30 protein-coding genes are annotated in these 14,284 nt (G+C 63.7%); 24 read left to right on the top strand and 6 right to left on the bottom strand.

The features are described from left to right. Window positions 1–150: 150 nt before the first annotated feature. Window positions 151–852: a DUF1206 domain-containing protein gene (locus tag CS006_RS10560; protein ID WP_243387113.1), complete on the top strand. Its 702-nt coding sequence runs from the start codon at window positions 151–153 to the stop codon at window positions 850–852. Window positions 853–932: 80 nt separating this feature from the next. Here the strand turns inward: CS006_RS10560 and CS006_RS10555 are convergent, their stop codons facing one another. From CS006_RS10555 to CS006_RS11060, 3 genes are all read right to left on the bottom strand, one after another. Then, window positions 933–1,142, bottom strand: coding sequence for a helix-turn-helix transcriptional regulator (locus CS006_RS10555; RefSeq protein WP_100511802.1), 210 nt, complete (start codon window positions 1,140–1,142; stop codon window positions 933–935). Beyond that, on the bottom strand, window positions 1,132–1,272 hold the full coding sequence (locus tag CS006_RS10815) for a hypothetical protein (RefSeq protein WP_165777355.1): 141 nt from the start codon (window positions 1,270–1,272) through the stop codon (window positions 1,132–1,134). Before CS006_RS10815 ends, CS006_RS10555 begins: the two co-directional genes overlap by 11 nt. Window positions 1,273–1,340: 68 nt before the next feature. Continuing rightward, window positions 1,341–1,466 carry a hypothetical protein gene (locus CS006_RS11060; RefSeq protein ID WP_279324837.1) on the bottom strand — a complete coding sequence of 42 codons (126 nt, stop codon included), beginning with the start codon at window positions 1,464–1,466 and terminating at the stop codon, window positions 1,341–1,343. 200 nt (window positions 1,467–1,666) lie between these two features. Here CS006_RS11060 and CS006_RS10605 point away from each other — a divergent pair, with 200 nt between their 5' ends. Continuing rightward, window positions 1,667–2,212 (top strand): DUF2335 domain-containing protein, encoded by a 546-nt coding sequence (locus CS006_RS10605; RefSeq protein ID WP_243387112.1) that lies wholly within the window; start codon window positions 1,667–1,669, stop codon window positions 2,210–2,212. A gap of 118 nt (window positions 2,213–2,330) precedes the next feature. Here CS006_RS10605 and CS006_RS10545 read toward each other — a convergent pair whose 3' ends face one another. From CS006_RS10545 to CS006_RS10535, 3 genes are all read right to left on the bottom strand, one after another. After that, complete coding sequence (locus CS006_RS10545; RefSeq protein ID WP_243387110.1) at window positions 2,331–2,771, bottom strand: ImmA/IrrE family metallo-endopeptidase; 441 nt, start codon at window positions 2,769–2,771, stop codon at window positions 2,331–2,333. 151 nt (window positions 2,772–2,922) lie between these two features. Further along, window positions 2,923–3,957: a DUF3644 domain-containing protein gene (locus CS006_RS10540; RefSeq protein ID WP_165777354.1), complete on the bottom strand. Its 1,035-nt coding sequence runs from the start codon at window positions 3,955–3,957 to the stop codon at window positions 2,923–2,925. Between the two features lie 38 nt (window positions 3,958–3,995). After that, window positions 3,996–4,412, bottom strand: coding sequence for a hypothetical protein (locus CS006_RS10535; RefSeq protein WP_133119571.1), 417 nt, complete (start codon window positions 4,410–4,412; stop codon window positions 3,996–3,998). 132 nt (window positions 4,413–4,544) lie between these two features. Here CS006_RS10535 and CS006_RS10530 point away from each other — a divergent pair, with 132 nt between their 5' ends. The 22 genes from CS006_RS10530 (at window position 4,545) to CS006_RS10810 (ending at window position 14,101) form a co-directional block, all read left to right on the top strand. Continuing rightward, window positions 4,545–4,844, top strand: a complete 300-nt coding sequence (locus tag CS006_RS10530) for a hypothetical protein (protein WP_100511799.1) — start codon at window positions 4,545–4,547, stop codon at window positions 4,842–4,844. Next, window positions 4,841–5,116, top strand: a complete 276-nt coding sequence (locus CS006_RS10525; protein WP_100511798.1) for a hypothetical protein — start codon at window positions 4,841–4,843, stop codon at window positions 5,114–5,116. The genes CS006_RS10530 and CS006_RS10525 overlap by 4 nt, the downstream gene beginning before the upstream one ends. Then, window positions 5,113–5,298 (top strand): hypothetical protein, encoded by a 186-nt coding sequence (locus CS006_RS10520; RefSeq protein ID WP_100511797.1) that lies wholly within the window; start codon window positions 5,113–5,115, stop codon window positions 5,296–5,298. The genes CS006_RS10525 and CS006_RS10520 overlap by 4 nt, the downstream gene beginning before the upstream one ends. A gap of 252 nt (window positions 5,299–5,550) precedes the next feature. After that, window positions 5,551–5,865, top strand: coding sequence for a hypothetical protein (locus CS006_RS10515; RefSeq protein ID WP_133119570.1), 315 nt, complete (start codon window positions 5,551–5,553; stop codon window positions 5,863–5,865). After that, window positions 5,862–6,122, top strand: coding sequence for a hypothetical protein (locus CS006_RS10510; RefSeq protein WP_100511795.1), 261 nt, complete (start codon window positions 5,862–5,864; stop codon window positions 6,120–6,122). Before CS006_RS10515 ends, CS006_RS10510 begins: the two co-directional genes overlap by 4 nt. Continuing rightward, window positions 6,122–6,391 (top strand): hypothetical protein, encoded by a 270-nt coding sequence (locus CS006_RS10505; protein WP_100511794.1) that lies wholly within the window; start codon window positions 6,122–6,124, stop codon window positions 6,389–6,391. Before CS006_RS10510 ends, CS006_RS10505 begins: the two co-directional genes overlap by 1 nt. Continuing rightward, complete coding sequence (locus tag CS006_RS10500) at window positions 6,388–7,371, top strand: YqaJ viral recombinase family nuclease (protein WP_100511793.1); 984 nt, start codon at window positions 6,388–6,390, stop codon at window positions 7,369–7,371. The genes CS006_RS10505 and CS006_RS10500 overlap by 4 nt, the downstream gene beginning before the upstream one ends. 3 nt (window positions 7,372–7,374) lie before the next feature. Further along, window positions 7,375–7,785 (top strand): hypothetical protein, encoded by a 411-nt coding sequence (locus CS006_RS10495; RefSeq protein ID WP_100511792.1) that lies wholly within the window; start codon window positions 7,375–7,377, stop codon window positions 7,783–7,785. Between the two features lie 2 nt (window positions 7,786–7,787). Continuing rightward, complete coding sequence (locus tag CS006_RS10490; protein WP_100511791.1) at window positions 7,788–8,816, top strand: recombinase RecT; 1,029 nt, start codon at window positions 7,788–7,790, stop codon at window positions 8,814–8,816. Next, a complete protein-coding gene (locus tag CS006_RS10485) occupies window positions 8,816–9,241 on the top strand; it encodes a single-stranded DNA-binding protein (RefSeq protein ID WP_100511790.1) in 426 nt (141 codons plus the stop codon). Before CS006_RS10490 ends, CS006_RS10485 begins: the two co-directional genes overlap by 1 nt. Window positions 9,242–9,366: 125 nt before the next feature. Next, entirely contained in the window at window positions 9,367–9,879 is a 513-nt protein-coding gene (locus tag CS006_RS10480; RefSeq protein WP_100511789.1) for a hypothetical protein, read from the top strand. Window positions 9,880–10,059: 180 nt separating this feature from the next. Further along, window positions 10,060–10,989 (top strand): hypothetical protein, encoded by a 930-nt coding sequence (locus CS006_RS10475; RefSeq protein ID WP_100511788.1) that lies wholly within the window; start codon window positions 10,060–10,062, stop codon window positions 10,987–10,989. Next, entirely contained in the window at window positions 10,983–11,465 is a 483-nt protein-coding gene (locus CS006_RS10470; protein WP_100511787.1) for a hypothetical protein, read from the top strand. Before CS006_RS10475 ends, CS006_RS10470 begins: the two co-directional genes overlap by 7 nt. Further along, entirely contained in the window at window positions 11,462–11,668 is a 207-nt protein-coding gene (locus tag CS006_RS10465; protein ID WP_100511786.1) for a hypothetical protein, read from the top strand. Before CS006_RS10470 ends, CS006_RS10465 begins: the two co-directional genes overlap by 4 nt. After that, window positions 11,665–11,907, top strand: a complete 243-nt coding sequence (locus CS006_RS10460) for a hypothetical protein (RefSeq protein WP_100511785.1) — start codon at window positions 11,665–11,667, stop codon at window positions 11,905–11,907. The genes CS006_RS10465 and CS006_RS10460 overlap by 4 nt, the downstream gene beginning before the upstream one ends. 2 nt (window positions 11,908–11,909) lie before the next feature. Further along, a complete protein-coding gene (locus tag CS006_RS10600; protein WP_133119568.1) occupies window positions 11,910–12,053 on the top strand; it encodes a DUF433 domain-containing protein in 144 nt (47 codons plus the stop codon). Next, a complete protein-coding gene (locus CS006_RS10455) occupies window positions 12,050–12,349 on the top strand; it encodes a hypothetical protein (protein WP_100511784.1) in 300 nt (99 codons plus the stop codon). The genes CS006_RS10600 and CS006_RS10455 overlap by 4 nt, the downstream gene beginning before the upstream one ends. Further along, window positions 12,346–12,525 (top strand): hypothetical protein, encoded by a 180-nt coding sequence (locus tag CS006_RS10450; RefSeq protein ID WP_100511783.1) that lies wholly within the window; start codon window positions 12,346–12,348, stop codon window positions 12,523–12,525. The genes CS006_RS10455 and CS006_RS10450 overlap by 4 nt, the downstream gene beginning before the upstream one ends. Then, window positions 12,522–12,821 (top strand): hypothetical protein, encoded by a 300-nt coding sequence (locus CS006_RS10445; protein ID WP_100511782.1) that lies wholly within the window; start codon window positions 12,522–12,524, stop codon window positions 12,819–12,821. Before CS006_RS10450 ends, CS006_RS10445 begins: the two co-directional genes overlap by 4 nt. After that, window positions 12,818–13,081 carry a hypothetical protein gene (locus CS006_RS10440; protein WP_100511781.1) on the top strand — a complete coding sequence of 88 codons (264 nt, stop codon included), beginning with the start codon at window positions 12,818–12,820 and terminating at the stop codon, window positions 13,079–13,081. The genes CS006_RS10445 and CS006_RS10440 overlap by 4 nt, the downstream gene beginning before the upstream one ends. Further along, window positions 13,078–13,260 (top strand): hypothetical protein, encoded by a 183-nt coding sequence (locus CS006_RS10435; protein ID WP_100511780.1) that lies wholly within the window; start codon window positions 13,078–13,080, stop codon window positions 13,258–13,260. The genes CS006_RS10440 and CS006_RS10435 overlap by 4 nt, the downstream gene beginning before the upstream one ends. 76 nt (window positions 13,261–13,336) lie before the next feature. After that, window positions 13,337–14,101, top strand: a complete 765-nt coding sequence (locus CS006_RS10810) for a hypothetical protein (protein ID WP_163199651.1) — start codon at window positions 13,337–13,339, stop codon at window positions 14,099–14,101. Window positions 14,102–14,284 lie beyond the last annotated feature (183 nt).

Here is a 14,284-nt window from a genome sequence, read left to right as displayed (position 1 = left end):
GTGGAGCCGGCGGGAATTGAATACAAAACCCGTAAGCCCTTTATTTTCAACGATTCTGCACGGCGCAAACGGTAGGCGACGTATGAGACGACGTATTTCGGAAGGTGTCACCGACGTCTGTGGGAGGGTCGTCGTGTACGATACCCTTACATGATGCTGCGAATCGATTCGGCGCGACTGGACGCCATGCTACAGAGACGCAGCCCCTTCATCGGGTTCGGCGCGAAGGCCACGAACATGGTGGCGGCCATAGAGGGCGCGTTCCTCGTGCTCACCGTATTCACCACCGCCATGCCGATGGGCTGGCGAATCGCATACGGTGTCTTGGGAGGACTGGCCTTCTTCTACGCCGCAGCCGCCGAGATCATGGCATGGGTGAAGGGATACGACGCCGACACGCTATACAGGGAGCTGGTGGACATGGACAGGACCGCGAAGAGAAGCTCGATCATCGCCGTGAGGGACGGCGCCCGATACCTGCTCTACCATGATGCGGGCTGGGACTGCGACTTCTTCCCGAACCACGCCACCGCGGAAGGCGACGAGGAGAACCTGCGTCGCCTGGAAGACTACTTCTCCGCCGGCTTCGACATCCCCCGGGCCGACTTCACGCTCACCCGCGTCGGAGGGGAGGCTCACGAGAAGTACTCCACCGAGCACGACGAGCGACGCTGGTACGAGTACACGCTGTACCGCGCCGATGTGAGGCACATGCCGGACGCATGGAAGGCGGACAGCTTCCATGTGGACTCCAAGGACTGCCGTTGGATGAGCGTGGACGAGATGATGGCCGATCCGCGCATCCGCGAGGTGAACGCCGACGTGGTCGGCATGGTGAAGAACCGCCTGTAGTCTCGTATTCGGCACGAAAAAGCCCGGCCCCGCTTGTTGTGCGAGGCCGGGCTTTTTCGTGTTATGGCCAGATTCTATGGTTATGGCTGCTTCTTCTGTTTGCGTGGACGGCCTCCTCCGGCGCCTCGTCCGGGGCGTGCCGCGTTCCATGCGTCGATGGTCTCGGGCAGCCAGCCGCGCGTCCTGCCGATGAGGGCGTCGGGTTCGGGCTGCTTGAGGCTGTTGAACGCGCCGGTGGTGATGCCGAGCCGTTCGGCCACCTGCTTGACGCCCAGATACTCAGTCGTCATCGTTCCTCCTGGTGATCGCGAACAGGACGCCGCACAGGCCGAACACGCCCGCGGCGGCGCCGTGGCCGGTGACGCCGAGTACGAGCGACATCACGCCCATCGCCAGCGTCAGGATGTCGTATCTCCTCATGGTCGTTCATGGACTATTCTGGAATGAGGGCGCGGCCCCGGATGGCTGGAGAATCCGGGACCGGCCTTTTACTTTTCGGGCTTGCCGCCGTGGTCGCTCCCCGCGCCCTTGTAGGCCGCGATGCCGACGATGACGGTGCCGATGCCTATCAGCAGGTTGCCGATGGCGTTGACCGCATTCCAGAAGACGTCCATGATCACCTCCCTTCGTTGTTCGTTCCTTACATAAACTATCATACCGTACGAATGAAAGATACGCAAGCCGGGGGGGTGACATGCCGAAAACCGTATGAAGTCGGCGGTTCACGTCGCCTTCTTCCGAGCGCCTCCCACTGCATTCGTGTCAATGTCGTCGTCACTCGGGTAGGATGAAAGGCGGTAAGGCGGAAAGGCTGGTGTCGATGAATGACTTGGAACAATCCGATTCTCAAGGGAGTCAAAAAAGGAGTTCGGATCGCTTCGATGGGACGATCCCCCAAGCACAGTCCGAGGCCACCTGTGACGGCGACGGACCTGCAGGCAAAGGCGTGGTCGATGGTGGGCCGCAACCTGCGTCGATCGATGGGCAGTCAATCGACCTCGAAGGCCAGATAGCCTTTTCAAGGTCGGGGCCGCTGCCGCTCGTGAGCGAATTCGAAGGCTACGAGCGCGTCCTTGCGGGCTCGGCCGACCGTATAGTGACGATGGCGGAGAAGGCTTTGGACTCCCAGATCGAAGGCGAAAAGGCCGCAAGGGAGATAGAGGCGGCCGACCACAGGGCCGAGAACATGAGCATGATGGTCGCCTCATTCGCCTTTTCGTTCCTCCCCTGGGTCGCCTTCATCTCCGCCACCGTCTGCGCTGCCGCAGGGAACAATACGGCAGCGGCGTTCGGGGGGATCATCGGCGTCGTATCCGCAGGCCCGCAGATTATTGACGCTGTAAAACGCAAACGCAAATAACGTTCTGAGGCGAAAGTCCCCGCCGCGCATCATCGTGCGACGGGGACTTTCGTCGTCCGGCCGCGGTCGTAGAGAATCTGCTGGTAGTCGAGGACTGTCTGCACGGTCACGCCAAGTTTCACTCGCCGTGCAGTATCCGACGCCAGTCCTCCAATATGTCCGTCGTCACTTCCAACGCGTCGCCCATGAGCCACATGTCGCCGTCGTACATGCGCTCCGCCGTCGCCAGTTCGACGGGGTCGACCAGCAGCAATGCGGTCTCCCTCCTGCACCGGCGCTCGCGGGCCGTGCCGTACACGCTGCCGCATCCGGGGTCGCGGTGCATCCAATGCACCAGCTCATGCACGAGCGTGCATCGTTTGCGACGCCACGTCATGCGCCGGTCGATGAGGATGGTCTCCGTCTCGTCGTCGTACACGCCCGCCAGATCATCGGGCAGGATCGCGGACGCGACCGTGAGCGACGGCGCCGCCGTGTACAGCATCCTCCGCAGCCGCCCATACGTCACGTGCGGGGAGAACGCGATATGACGGTGATATGGGATGCATGCCGTGTCCATATGGGCGTCCATCGTCTGGAACATTTTCTTGCCTGAGGCTTTCTCGTCGTGTACTCTGACGGTTGAAGGCCAACTTGAGTGGATTACAGCTGGGTTCCCGAATGGGAGTAAGACATATGGTCGAGAATTCCTTTGCTCCTGGGGTTGGCCTTCAGTCATGCTTCCGGCCCTGTACCTTGCGGTTGAGCTTCTCCACGATGTGCTCGGGGTCCTTCGCTATCTCGCCGACGATGAAGTCGACGGTCGCATTCGAATAGATGTAGTATGGATGGCCCGCGCGGTTTTCGGCCGGGGACGCCCGGTTGAACGCGAAACGCTCGTCCTGCTTCATCCCATAGCATTTCGAGAAAAGACTGAAATGCCAGTTGTTGAACCGCGCGTCCTGATCGCCCCTCGACGTGAACCGTATATGGCGCTTCCGCAGCTGTCTGTTGACGAGCGAAAGCACCTCCTTCATGCGGAACGGGTACCGCTGCGTCGGGTCCACGGTCCTGCTGATTATCCTCGCCGTGGAGTCGGCCGAATTGTCCACGCGAATCGGGATGCCGTCCTTCTTCGAAAGCATGAACTCGGTCCGGAAATACGCCGCATATTTCATATTCGACTCCTCCGCCGAACGCGCATCGATGGCGTTTTGCGTGGACAGGAGCCGCTCCGCCACCTCCGGCGTGTACTTCGCTCGGATGGACTGGCCATCGAGGTCGGTGCGGTTGACCGACAGCACAAGATAGTTGTCGGGGATGCGGTCGCATATCTCGATGCCGTGGTAGGTGCGTAGCCGGTCGTCGTAGTTCCGGATGTTCGCTTGGAATATCGGGCCGTAGGTGATCTCGTACTCCTCGACCACGAAATGCGTGCTCGTGTTACGCAGCTCCCCGATGGACTCGACGTTGGCGCGTACCGGATCCTTGTCGTTCGTCATGACCTTCTTCAGGCAGTCCTCCAATGCGAGGGTGCGGTTGTTCCCCGGATAGAAGATGGCCCGGTACCCGTCACGTTTGGCGATGTACGCCTTGAGCATCAGCTCCCACGCATTGCACAGGAAGAACGCGCACCCCTCGACCCTGTACCGGATGGTAGGGCGGTTGAACAGTTCTATGGCGAGGATGAACGCCTCCTGCGACTTGTCCAGCAGGCGTTCGCAGGTCCGTTCCTGCTCCGGGGTGAGTGCGTGTTCCTTGCTCATATGGTGTGCCTTTTCCTGTGATGTGTCCATTGCCCTTGTCAGTCGATGTCGGGGTCGTGTTTGTGGGGGTCGTGCTTGGCGGCGAGCAGGGTGTCGTCGCGGCGCAGCTTCGCGAGCACCGCATCGACCTTCGCCTGCTCGACGGCCGCGACCTCATCCAAGTCGACACCGTCGTCGGCGTCCGGCAGGGGGGCGGGGGAGTCGGATTCGGGGCGGCAGGCGGCGATAAGAGCGAAGGCATCTCGATAACCAAGGATCGGCGCCAGCTGGTCGAGCTCTTCTATGGTCCAGGACTTTAGTCCTTTAATCCGCAGTGATGCATAAGACTGGGCCCTTCCGATGATTGCTCCAATCTCCGTTTGAGACAGGTCTTTCTCTTCAATGAGGGACCGGACTCGCATGGCGAGAAGCTTTGATGACTGGCCAATTTCTGGGAGTTCGCTATTTCGTACCATGCGCCAAGTTTAACGCATATGAGATTTTTTGCAGCCCAAACGACACGCCGACTAACTCATATGAGTTGACAGATTGCCGAGGGGCGTGTTTAATCAGGATTAGCGCAAATGAGCTAGAAAGGAGGGCTGCTGATGTCGGCTCAAGAATGCATGTCTCAGACGATTGAAGCGGAGCTCGCCGCTCAGAAGAAAACCAAGAACGGGCTGGCCAACCGCCTTAATATCAATCGCCGCAACCTATATCAGCGTTTCGCCAATGAGAAGTCATGGTCGTTCGGAGAGCTGGAGGTCGTAGCCACCTTCTTGGGAATGTCGGTCTGGCAGCTGGTCGCCTTGGCGGCGTCTAGAAGCGTTCTCTCCGGTGAGGCTTCTGCCGAGCCGGCGCTTGCCGCCGCTACAGCCACCCTCAACCACAAGGAGACGAAGCAATGAGTGGACAGATTCAACGGGTCAATGACGGACTCAGGTATGTGATGGACGACTGGTCGAGCGTAGCCGCCTACCGGCGGCACGAGGCCGAATCAGGCGGATACCCGTTCGTCGCCGGCCTGCAGGTCAAGCAGCTCATACCCAGTACGGACCCCAATCTTGCCGACGACATGGTCACCATCACCCTCGACCATCTCACCAAGACCGATTTGCGGAACCTCATGACCATCATCACCGGCCTGATCGCCGGCAAGGAGAAGGAGCCGGAATCATGAGCGACATCACGCCCATCGCCGTACCCTTGCACACCGCCACCCTCATGCTCGGCATGAAGGACGACGAGTTCACGCGCCGGCTCATCCGCGCCGGCAAGCTGCGCAGCCGCAAGGAACGCGGCGGCCGCATCCGCCTGGTCAGCGTCCAGTCGATCCACGAATACATGGGCGACCACCAATAAGCTTCCCGCCGCCCATGCGTACTCAAGCCTCACGGGCGGCGGGCGAGGCTCCGACGGGAGCATAAACACGCGATAACAGGGAGCGTCGGCCGGCTTGGGCCGTCGGGGAAGCCTTGGAACAGTCAGTCAATAATCCACTCCGGATTAACCATCCGAGGCCCCTGCCGGCCGGCGTCCCCTGCCCCATAAACGAAAAACGGCATCCCCGCAGGACCAGTGCGAAGGATGCCATGACACGAAAGGACATACCCCATGTCAACAACCAAGCCTAGCAGCCGACAGGACGAGAGGGACGAGCGGCGAATGCTCGACCTCGCCGCCCGCATCCTGTTCGCCGACAACCACAGCGACGTGAACCTCAGCCTCGTCTACGAACGCGACGGCCACGCGCAGACGGTCGGCGACCTCACCCTCACCGCCCACCACGGCAACCGCCTCCAGCTCACCTTCAACGGCGACCTCGACACATTGGGCGCGATCAGCCTGCTCGCCGTCGCCATGAGCGGCCGGCTCAACATCAACACCATGCAGGCGATCGACACTTTCGACAAGGAGGCGGACGAGTGAACGCATCGAACCCGTGGCTGCCCATCATCGACACGGCGGTCAACGACATCATCGACGACATCGGCAAGGTGGCGCCCGGCGACATCGTGTTCCTCCACCATCTGACCGACCCCGCGCGCATGATCGCGTTCCGCGTGCACGCCGTCATGTCGAACAACGGAACGACATGGCTCACCGAAAGCGACCGCAGCGTTCTGCGCGCCGTCGGCGTCGGCTGCCCGTGGGCGTTCGACATGGCCGTCAGGAAGGGGGAGTGATGCCACAGCACATCCGCAACTGGCCCAAACGCGGCCTCACCCTCACCGCAGGCGTGCGCGGCGGAATCCTCCTCGCCCTCACGTTCCTCGAGGGATGGCTCGTATCGTTCTGCACCACCCACGACCGACTGCCCGCACCCCTCGGGACCGGCACGCCCCAGTGGATGGTCACCGGCACGCTCCTGCTCGCCCTGATCGTGCCGTTCCTCTGGTACGCGGCCCTCGGCCACGACCGACGAGACGACGGGGGAGAGGACGGCGACCGATGACACGCGTCACGCTGAAAAGCACCGACATGTTCGAGCTCGTCCGCTTCAAACAGCGCACCAGGGCGGAGCGTCATGCCGCATGGCTCGAACAGCGTCGCCACGGAGTCGGCGGCTCGGACATGTCGACGATCCTCGGTCTCAACCCGTTTTCGACACCGTACGAACTGTGGCTGGAGAAGACCGGCCGCCGCACGCCCGAGGACATCGGCGACAAGTGGGCCGTGGTCAAGGGCAACGCGCTGGAAGGCGAGCTGCGTCGCCGCTTCCGCCGCCTGCACCCCGAATGGACCGTCATCGACGGCACCGACATCAGCCTCGTGTCCAGGACGCATCCGGTCATGCACGCGTCGCTCGACGGATTCATCCATGACGAGGCCACGGACTCGTGGGGCGTGCTCGAGATCAAGACCACGAACGCGAACCGCGGCCGCACCGACTGGCATGACGACGACGGGAACATCGTGGCGCCCGACTACTACATGGCGCAGGTCACGCACTACATGGCCGTGACCGGCTTCACGTGGGGGTATTTCTACGCGGACATCGGCGAGTCGGAGCCGGTCGAGGTCCGGTTCGAACGCGACGAGACCGACATCACGACCGTCATCGACGCGGCCGAGGAGTTCTGGGGATACGTGCAGCGGGACGACATGCCCGCCCTCACCGGCACGGACGTGGACCTCGTGCAGTCCAAGCCGCCGTATCCGGAAGGCTACGAGCAGGTCGAGGACACGGACTTCGACCAGTTGGCCGCGCTCTACGACTCCTACGCGCACGCCGAAACGGACGCCAGGAAGGCGAAGGCGAAGATAGGCGAGCGTTTGAAGGCGATGGTAGGCGCCGGCCGCGAGGGTCTCGTCTCCGGCGGCTGGAAGGCCGGTTACCACACCGTCCACTTCAAGGCGCAGCCGGCACGGCCGGCGAAGGAAGCATACGACCAGCGACGGTTCGCCGTCAAACCACTCAACGAAAGGAACTAGGCCATGGAAATCAAGAATCTCGTGGAGACGGCGGCGGCCGTCACCCGCGTGCAGACCCTGCACAGGGGCGACGTCTACAAGCGTATCGAGGAGAACGGCGGCGACGCGACCGTGATCGTCGGCAGGGTGATGGACATCGCCAGCAACGGCGAGCGGACCGTGGTGAGCGTCATCGAGGCGATGGCCAGCAGCTGGGGAATGCCGACCATCCGCTCCTCCGCGTTCACCGGCGACAAGGACGTGATCGTGTTCCCGCTGTCCGACTTGGAGCTGAGCGTCATCGCGGCCCCCCTGTTCCGCCAGCTCGAGGAGGCGCGACAGGAGGCGGAGAAACGGCTGCAGACGGTCGCCGACAGGCGCGGACTGCTGTGCCGGATCCTCGAGACGGACAAGAACGACGATATGGAGGACTGACCATGGGACAGATCACGCAGGCGACGCAGGGCCGCCAGCTCACTCAGATGAACCCGAGGGAGCAGCTCAAGCAGACATTGCAGAAGTCGTGGCCGCGCATCCAGCAGGTCATCGGCAACAACCTCAGTCCGCAGCGTCTCTACCAACTGTGCCTGAGCACCATCAACCGCGAGCCGAAGCTTGCGGAATGCTCGGTGGAGTCGGTTCTCGGATGCTTCATGAAATGCTCGGCATTGGGGTTGGAGCCCTCGTCGGTCGACGGTCTCGGCCGCGCCTACATCCTCCCCTATGGGAACAAGAACCTCAAGGGGCAGCGCGAGGCCACGTTCATCCTCGGCTACAAGGGCATGATCGACCTCGCCCGACGCAGCGGCCAGTTGAAGAGCATCCACGCGCAGGCCGTGTACGAGGGCGACGAGTTCGAATGCTGGGAGGACGAGACCGGCCAGCACTTCAAATACCGGCGCAACCCGGACGCGCCCCACTCGGAGAAGACCCTTACGGACGTGTTCGTGAACGCGCAGCTCCTGCCGGACGGGTTCGTATTCGAGCACATGACCAAGAGCGAGGTCGAGGCCGTCAAGCGCCGCAGCCCCGCCGGCAACAAGGGGCCGTGGAGGACGGACTACGAGGCCATGGCGTTGAAGACGGTCGTGCGCCGCTCGTTCAAGTGGCTGCCCGTGAGCGTGGAGGCACAGGCCGCCGCCGCAAGCGACGAGACCACGCCCGACTATTCCGACGTGTTCCGCCCCGTCATCGACGACGCTCCCGTGGACGTCGTGGATGTGCAGCCGGCCCCGCCGGACGACGGGGGATACGACGCGACGGCCGCGGGCACCGCGTTGGATGCGAAACGCTTCGACGTGGTCAACGGGTTCAAGGCATTGGGCGTGGCCGATGAGAGGGAGATGCTCGCCGCGATCTCCAAGGTCGTGGGCCGTGAGGTCGATTCGTTCGAATCCCTCACCGAGGCCGAACTCGACAGGACGCTCGACGACCTCGCCCACGGTTCCCGGAAGGACGGTGAGTGATGGCGGTCAACACCTGCCTGCAGGGCAACGTGGGCGCCGAACCCGTCACCCGCACGTTCAACAACGGCAACAGCGTCACCACGTTCCGCGTGGGCGTGAACCAGGGCTACTACGACCAGTCGCGCCAATGGGTCGACCAGGGCACGATGTGGGTCGAGGTGGAATGCTCCCCGTCTGCCGCCGTCCAGCTGCCGTGGGTGCACAAGGGGTCGCGCGTCCTGGTCTACGGGCTGCTGTCGCAGCGCCTCTACAAGAAGAAGGACGGCACCGACGGCTCGAGTCTGCGACTGTACGCGCAGGCGCTCGGCTTCGTGCACTCGCGCAAGGGGCAGCCGCCCACGGCGGGCTTCGCCGGCGCACAGCAGCAGGCGGGCCAATGGCAGGGCGGGCCGCAGGACAACGGGTTCGGGGAGCCGGACTTCTGATGCGGGACGAACCCCGTGTCTGTCCGGTATGCGGCACGCGGCTCGACACGACGGGCCGCTGCCCATACCGGACGGACCACCTGTACGAGGAATACGGATTGGAGATCTAGACCATGGCACGAAGCATGCGGAGCGCCAAACAGGCCGGCTACCAGCTTGAGGCGCAGATGGAACGATGGCTCAAATGGGCATTCGCCGACCCGCGCATCTGCCGCCTGCGCACCCACGGCCGATTGGACCGGGGCGACATCGGCAACCTCTACTACATGGGCGAGCCCGTCGTCATCGAATGCAAGAACACCGCCAACGGACCCAACGGCCGGCCGCGAAACATCCGCGCCCAGTTCGACGAGGCATTGTACGAGGCCGCCGTCGTGGGCAGCGACTGGCCCGTGCTCGTCAAGAAGCGCGACGGGGTGACCGACCGACGATGGAAGGCCGGCGGCCGCCAGCTCGCCATCATCCAACGGGACACGCACCGGCGCCTGCTCGACCATCTCGCCGACGACGCGGAGGAATGGGCGGCCGCGATCCGCGTCGACGACCTCCACCATCATCCGACGCTCGTGGGCATGGACTGCGCCGACCTGTTCCGCCTGTTCAACCACGGGCTTCCCCTGGGCGGCGACGATGCGTAACAAGCAGTTCCCACAGGGCCGCCGCGTCGGCCGACGACAGGGCGGCGGCATAGGCCGGAGCCTCGAACGCTCGCTCGAATGCTCGGCCGCGACCGGCCCGAACCTGCACCTGTACGACACCGCGATGCGGGACCCCGAACTCAGACACTGGATCAATAAATGCCGGAAAGGAGGCGCGTGATGGCACGCAACGGATACGCGAGACTGTCGAACGGCCTGTGGCTCAACGACAAGGTCAACGACCTCGTCGACCGCAACCCGCACGCGTTCGCCGTGTGGACCCTCGCGATCAGCTACTGCTCGGACCAGCTCAACGACGGCGTGCTCACGGCGCGAGCCCTGCGCCGCATCGGCGCCGACGAACAGGATCTCGCCGACCTCGTCGCCTTCGGCATGTTCGACACACTCGAGGACGGCTCCTATCAGGTCCACGACTACCTCGAGCACCAGAACAGCCGCGAGAGCGTCGAGAGCGAACGCGAGGCCTCGAAGGAGCGCATGAGCCGCCGCCGCGCCTCGAAACGTTCCGGCGAACCCAAGCCGAACACGAAGACCGATACCGAAACACGTTCGGACGAAGTTCGCGCGAACACCGAAACACGTTCGGACGAACGTTCGGGCGAACACACGGCGAAGTTCCTTGGTTTAAACCAAAACCAAAACCAAAACCAAGAATCTTCTAACGAAGATTCACTCCCCCAGCCCCCTCACGGCGGCCGTGGGAGCGTGGAGCGCGAGTACACGGCCGAGTTCGAACGGTTCTGGTCGGTGTATCCGCGCCGCGAGGGCAAACGCACGGCGTTCGACGCGTGGCGGCGCGCCCTGCGCAAGACCGGCCACGAGCATCTGCTCGCCGTGGCGGACCGGTACGCGAAGGACCCGAACCGGCGGCCCGCGTACACGCTCACCCCGGCGAACTGGCTCGACGGCGAGCACTGGCTCGACGACCCGCAGCCGCCACGCGACCCGACACCCGCCAGGGCGTCCCCGCAGCCGACGAAGAGTCGTTCGCAGGCGAACCGGGAGGCGAACATGGCGAACACGTGGAAGTACATGACAGCCGCCGAAAGGGCGGAATACCAGCGAAAACACGGAGGTGGAACATGCTGACGAAAGGCGAGGCCGCGGCCCTGCTGAGCCTGCGCAACGCGCATCACGGCAACGCCATGTGGGACGACGTGCAGCTCGACGCATGGCATTCGGAACTCAACCCGACCCTTACCGCCGGCGAGGCGCGGGAGGCGCTGCGGCGCTTCTACGCGGCCGACCACGAGGGCCGATGGTGCGGCCCGGGCGACATCAACGCGATCGCGCGCATCATGCGCCGCGACGCGAAGCCCACGGAGGCGCAAATCAACCGCGAATGCGAAAACCGCCGCCTAACGGGCGTTCAGGCATGGGCCTACCGTCGACAAAGGATGCTGGGTGAAAACCCCGAGAAGGCCGCAAAGAATGCCATACAGGGGCATGTGCACCGACAGGTCGAACCGTCGAAACCAAAAACCAGCGGCCGGCCCCACCGCAACGGTGCCCCGGCCACACTCGCCGACACCGGCCTGAACGCCATCCTGGGAGGCCCACGATGACCAATCCCGACGACCTCGAACCCGTCACCCGGTTCGACGACCCCGAACAACTCGCCATCGACTCCCTACGCGACGCCGGCGAACTCGGACCGCCGCCCGTCGCCTACTGCACCGGCTACGTCACCGCATGGAGGGACGCCATGGGCCTCGCCCGCCGCATCGTCGACGCCATCGCCGACGACGGAACGGAGGAACCACAGTGAACGTGTCGGAAAGCATCGACTGGCGGAACATGGGCCCCGAACAGCTCGACGGACGCCGCTACCTCGCCCGCACATGGAACGGCACCACCGTCGACGGATGGCTGCGATACCGCCGCATCGGACCGGTCGCCGTCATGACCGACCTCGATCTGCCCATCGACGCCATCATCATCGGCGAGCGCGGCAACTCGCTTGCAATCGCGTACAGGAGCATCAACGTTTTGAAGGAAAGGATTTGATTGTGAGACAGGTCACGAAGGACATGATCGTGCACTGGCATGAGCGCGGCTACAGCATCAGCGAGATTCTGCAGCAGCTGCCGTTCACCACGCGCGCGGAGGTCGAGGCGATCCTCGAGCAGGCGAGAAGGGAGGGGCGGTCATGAGCGAGCCGAGAATCATCGTCACGTTCACGTGCAAGGACACGCAGGACACCACCATCACGGAGGCCGCGCGCCGTCTCGAACAAGCCGGATGGCAGCACGTGCAGGTCGAGATGCTGGCGGCCGACCACCGGGGAGACACCAGCCGCCAGCAAACCCTCGCCACCGCGCTCGCCGTCACCCTCGACCGGATGAACCTCAGCCTCGCCCCATGCCTCTACGGCGACGAGGACAGCACCGCCGAGGACATCCAACGAATCGCCGCCGAAATCATCGAAACCGTGGAGATACTGCCATGAGCGGCGCCGCGAAAATCTTCACACGCGAGGAGCTGAGGAGGGCGCTTCGCTACTGGGCCGACCAGATCGCATCGGTCAGCCTGAACCCGGACACGCCCGAGGCGTGCGCCGACTACACCTACGAGCATTTCGGCATCGAGACCGACATCAACCCACTGAAGGAGAACCACCAATGAACGCGACCCGCGAAGCCGGCAATAATCTCAACGAACTCATGAACATTCTGGGGGTGAACGACGTCCAGCTGAGCTTCTCCTACGAACGCGACGGCACCCAATGCCAGCATGGCCACGTCACCATGAAACTGGACCCCGACAATCCGGACGACGTGAAACTGGACCTCCACATGCAAGGAGCCGACAAGACCATCCGAGGGGACATCCTGATCCTGCACCTGCTCACCAGCATCCTCGCCGACCAAATCCGAGACCAGGCACAACACACCCTCGACATCACGCAGGAGACACGATGACCACCAAACTCAAACACAAACTCCAAACCCTCACCCTCGCACTCGCCACCATCAGCATCATCACCGCGCTCGCCGGCTGTGGGCAGGCCGATGCGGGAGGCGGACGGGACATGGCCGAATGCACCGACTTGGGCCACGGCTTCAGCGAATGCGTCATCACCCTGCGGGACACGCGTCGCGTCGTCTGCATCGATGCCGCCGGCGGCGGCATCGGCCTGAGCTGCGACTGGACGCACGTGGACGGAGGCGACGATCTATGAGCGACATCGATTCGGGAGAGCTGCTCGACTGGCTGCAGGAGATGAAACACCAGCACGAAAAGAGCGCCGACTGGGCGACCGGCAAAGGGCTGCCCCTGATGGCGACCTGCTCCGTCGGCAGCCTCCTGACTCTGGAACAGGTCATCCACCATGTCAGGGAATCGGCCGGCAGCCAGTAAGACGAAACCCTCCACCTTGCGGCGGAGGGCAAGACAGCAATCATCATTCTAGCCGTCATCGTGGAGGGGAACCGTCTTGACCGTCACCGAATGCCAGCATTGCCATGTCAATCCCGTCGAGAAGCCGTGGACGCTGTGCCCCGCCTGCCGCCGAGACTACGCGCGGGCATTGCACTCACTGCGCCGCAACATGCTGCTCCTGCAGGCCGTGGCCCGACGCGCCTACCGGCTCGGCGACCACACGGCAGGCCGCGCGCAGGGCGTGGCCGCGCCCGCGCCCATCAACGTGCACGCGCAGGACGTGCTCGACGAGACCGAGACCCTGCTGCAGGACGCGTGGGCCGACACCGGCGCCGCATGGAGCGACCGATGGCAGCGGCTCATACCCCGAATGCAATCGCATCTCGCCGAACTCTGCCAGGCCGCGCACGCCGGCGAATCCCTGTGCCGGATCGCCCGCGCCAACCAGCGCATCATGCCATTGGTGGACCGGCGGCCACGCACCCGCCGCATTGTCGGCGTCTGCCCCGAATGCGGGCGTGAGGTCACGGCCGCCAAAACGGAGTCACTGCGCGTATGCCGCTGCGGAGCCCTCGTAGATATCGACCGATTGCGCGAGGAGACCGCCGAGGCCGCCGACAAATACCACCTCACCCGAACCCCGGCGGGGCTGTCCGCATGGCTGCGTGAAAACTACGGATACGACATCGGCCGTAAACAGATCGGCCACTGGATAGAACGCGGCAAACTCCCCAGCACCAGACCCGTCGAGGCCGGCTACTACGAGTTCTCGCTGCGTGAGGTGCTCGCCATGGCGATGGGCTATTCCAAGCGGCAGTAGGCTGGGGCCGCACCGTGGTATACTGCGTAACAGCAGTAGTGTAGACCATCGGAATCCAGAAGGACCGGGGGTCTACGCATATACAACCGCATGGCCTGCGTGCCCGAGAGGACGAAGGGCCCAACGCCGCGAGGGCGTGGGGACGGCAGCAACAGGGATGCAGAGGCCCGGGCCGTCACGGCT

Source organism: Bifidobacterium primatium, from assembly GCF_002802875.1.
GTDB lineage: Bacteria > Actinomycetota > Actinomycetes > Actinomycetales > Bifidobacteriaceae > Galliscardovia > Galliscardovia primatium.
Note: the sequence above shows the minus strand (reverse complement) of the source record. Positions and strands in the feature narration are given on the sequence as shown.

What these genes read in the sequence shown, in the direction of transcription:
- CS006_RS10480 (WP_100511789.1), top strand. Translation starts at nt 9,367, where the DNA reads ATGCGGAGCGCCAAACAGGCCGGCTACCAGCTTGAGGCGCAGATGGAA.
- CS006_RS10505 (WP_100511794.1), top strand. Translation starts at nt 6,122, where the DNA reads ATGCCACAGCACATCCGCAACTGGCCCAAACGCGGCCTCACCCTCACC.
- CS006_RS10520 (WP_100511797.1), top strand. Translation starts at nt 5,113, where the DNA reads ATGAGCGACATCACGCCCATCGCCGTACCCTTGCACACCGCCACCCTC.
- CS006_RS10465 (WP_100511786.1), top strand. Translation starts at nt 11,462, where the DNA reads ATGACCAATCCCGACGACCTCGAACCCGTCACCCGGTTCGACGACCCC.
- CS006_RS10540 (WP_165777354.1), bottom strand. Translation starts at nt 3,957, where the DNA reads ATGAGCAAGGAACACGCACTCACCCCGGAGCAGGAACGGACCTGCGAA.
- CS006_RS10535 (WP_133119571.1), bottom strand. Translation starts at nt 4,412, where the DNA reads ATGGTACGAAATAGCGAACTCCCAGAAATTGGCCAGTCATCAAAGCTT.
- CS006_RS10495 (WP_100511792.1), top strand. Translation starts at nt 7,375, where the DNA reads ATGGAAATCAAGAATCTCGTGGAGACGGCGGCGGCCGTCACCCGCGTG.
- CS006_RS10530 (WP_100511799.1), top strand. Translation starts at nt 4,545, where the DNA reads ATGTCGGCTCAAGAATGCATGTCTCAGACGATTGAAGCGGAGCTCGCC.
- CS006_RS10475 (WP_100511788.1), top strand. Translation starts at nt 10,060, where the DNA reads ATGGCACGCAACGGATACGCGAGACTGTCGAACGGCCTGTGGCTCAAC.
- CS006_RS10500 (WP_100511793.1), top strand. Translation starts at nt 6,388, where the DNA reads ATGACACGCGTCACGCTGAAAAGCACCGACATGTTCGAGCTCGTCCGC.
- CS006_RS10455 (WP_100511784.1), top strand. Translation starts at nt 12,050, where the DNA reads ATGAGCGAGCCGAGAATCATCGTCACGTTCACGTGCAAGGACACGCAG.
- CS006_RS11060 (WP_279324837.1), bottom strand. Translation starts at nt 1,466, where the DNA reads ATGGACGTCTTCTGGAATGCGGTCAACGCCATCGGCAACCTGCTGATA.
- CS006_RS10515 (WP_133119570.1), top strand. Translation starts at nt 5,551, where the DNA reads ATGTCAACAACCAAGCCTAGCAGCCGACAGGACGAGAGGGACGAGCGG.
- CS006_RS10470 (WP_100511787.1), top strand. Translation starts at nt 10,983, where the DNA reads ATGCTGACGAAAGGCGAGGCCGCGGCCCTGCTGAGCCTGCGCAACGCG.
- CS006_RS10525 (WP_100511798.1), top strand. Translation starts at nt 4,841, where the DNA reads ATGAGTGGACAGATTCAACGGGTCAATGACGGACTCAGGTATGTGATG.
- CS006_RS10555 (WP_100511802.1), bottom strand. Translation starts at nt 1,142, where the DNA reads ATGACGACTGAGTATCTGGGCGTCAAGCAGGTGGCCGAACGGCTCGGC.
- CS006_RS10815 (WP_165777355.1), bottom strand. Translation starts at nt 1,272, where the DNA reads ATGAGGAGATACGACATCCTGACGCTGGCGATGGGCGTGATGTCGCTC.
- CS006_RS10545 (WP_243387110.1), bottom strand. Translation starts at nt 2,771, where the DNA reads ATGGACACGGCATGCATCCCATATCACCGTCATATCGCGTTCTCCCCG.
- CS006_RS10485 (WP_100511790.1), top strand. Translation starts at nt 8,816, where the DNA reads ATGGCGGTCAACACCTGCCTGCAGGGCAACGTGGGCGCCGAACCCGTC.
- CS006_RS10440 (WP_100511781.1), top strand. Translation starts at nt 12,818, where the DNA reads ATGACCACCAAACTCAAACACAAACTCCAAACCCTCACCCTCGCACTC.
- CS006_RS10560 (WP_243387113.1), top strand. Translation starts at nt 151, where the DNA reads ATGATGCTGCGAATCGATTCGGCGCGACTGGACGCCATGCTACAGAGA.
- CS006_RS10445 (WP_100511782.1), top strand. Translation starts at nt 12,522, where the DNA reads ATGAACGCGACCCGCGAAGCCGGCAATAATCTCAACGAACTCATGAAC.
- CS006_RS10450 (WP_100511783.1), top strand. Translation starts at nt 12,346, where the DNA reads ATGAGCGGCGCCGCGAAAATCTTCACACGCGAGGAGCTGAGGAGGGCG.
- CS006_RS10435 (WP_100511780.1), top strand. Translation starts at nt 13,078, where the DNA reads ATGAGCGACATCGATTCGGGAGAGCTGCTCGACTGGCTGCAGGAGATG.
- CS006_RS10490 (WP_100511791.1), top strand. Translation starts at nt 7,788, where the DNA reads ATGGGACAGATCACGCAGGCGACGCAGGGCCGCCAGCTCACTCAGATG.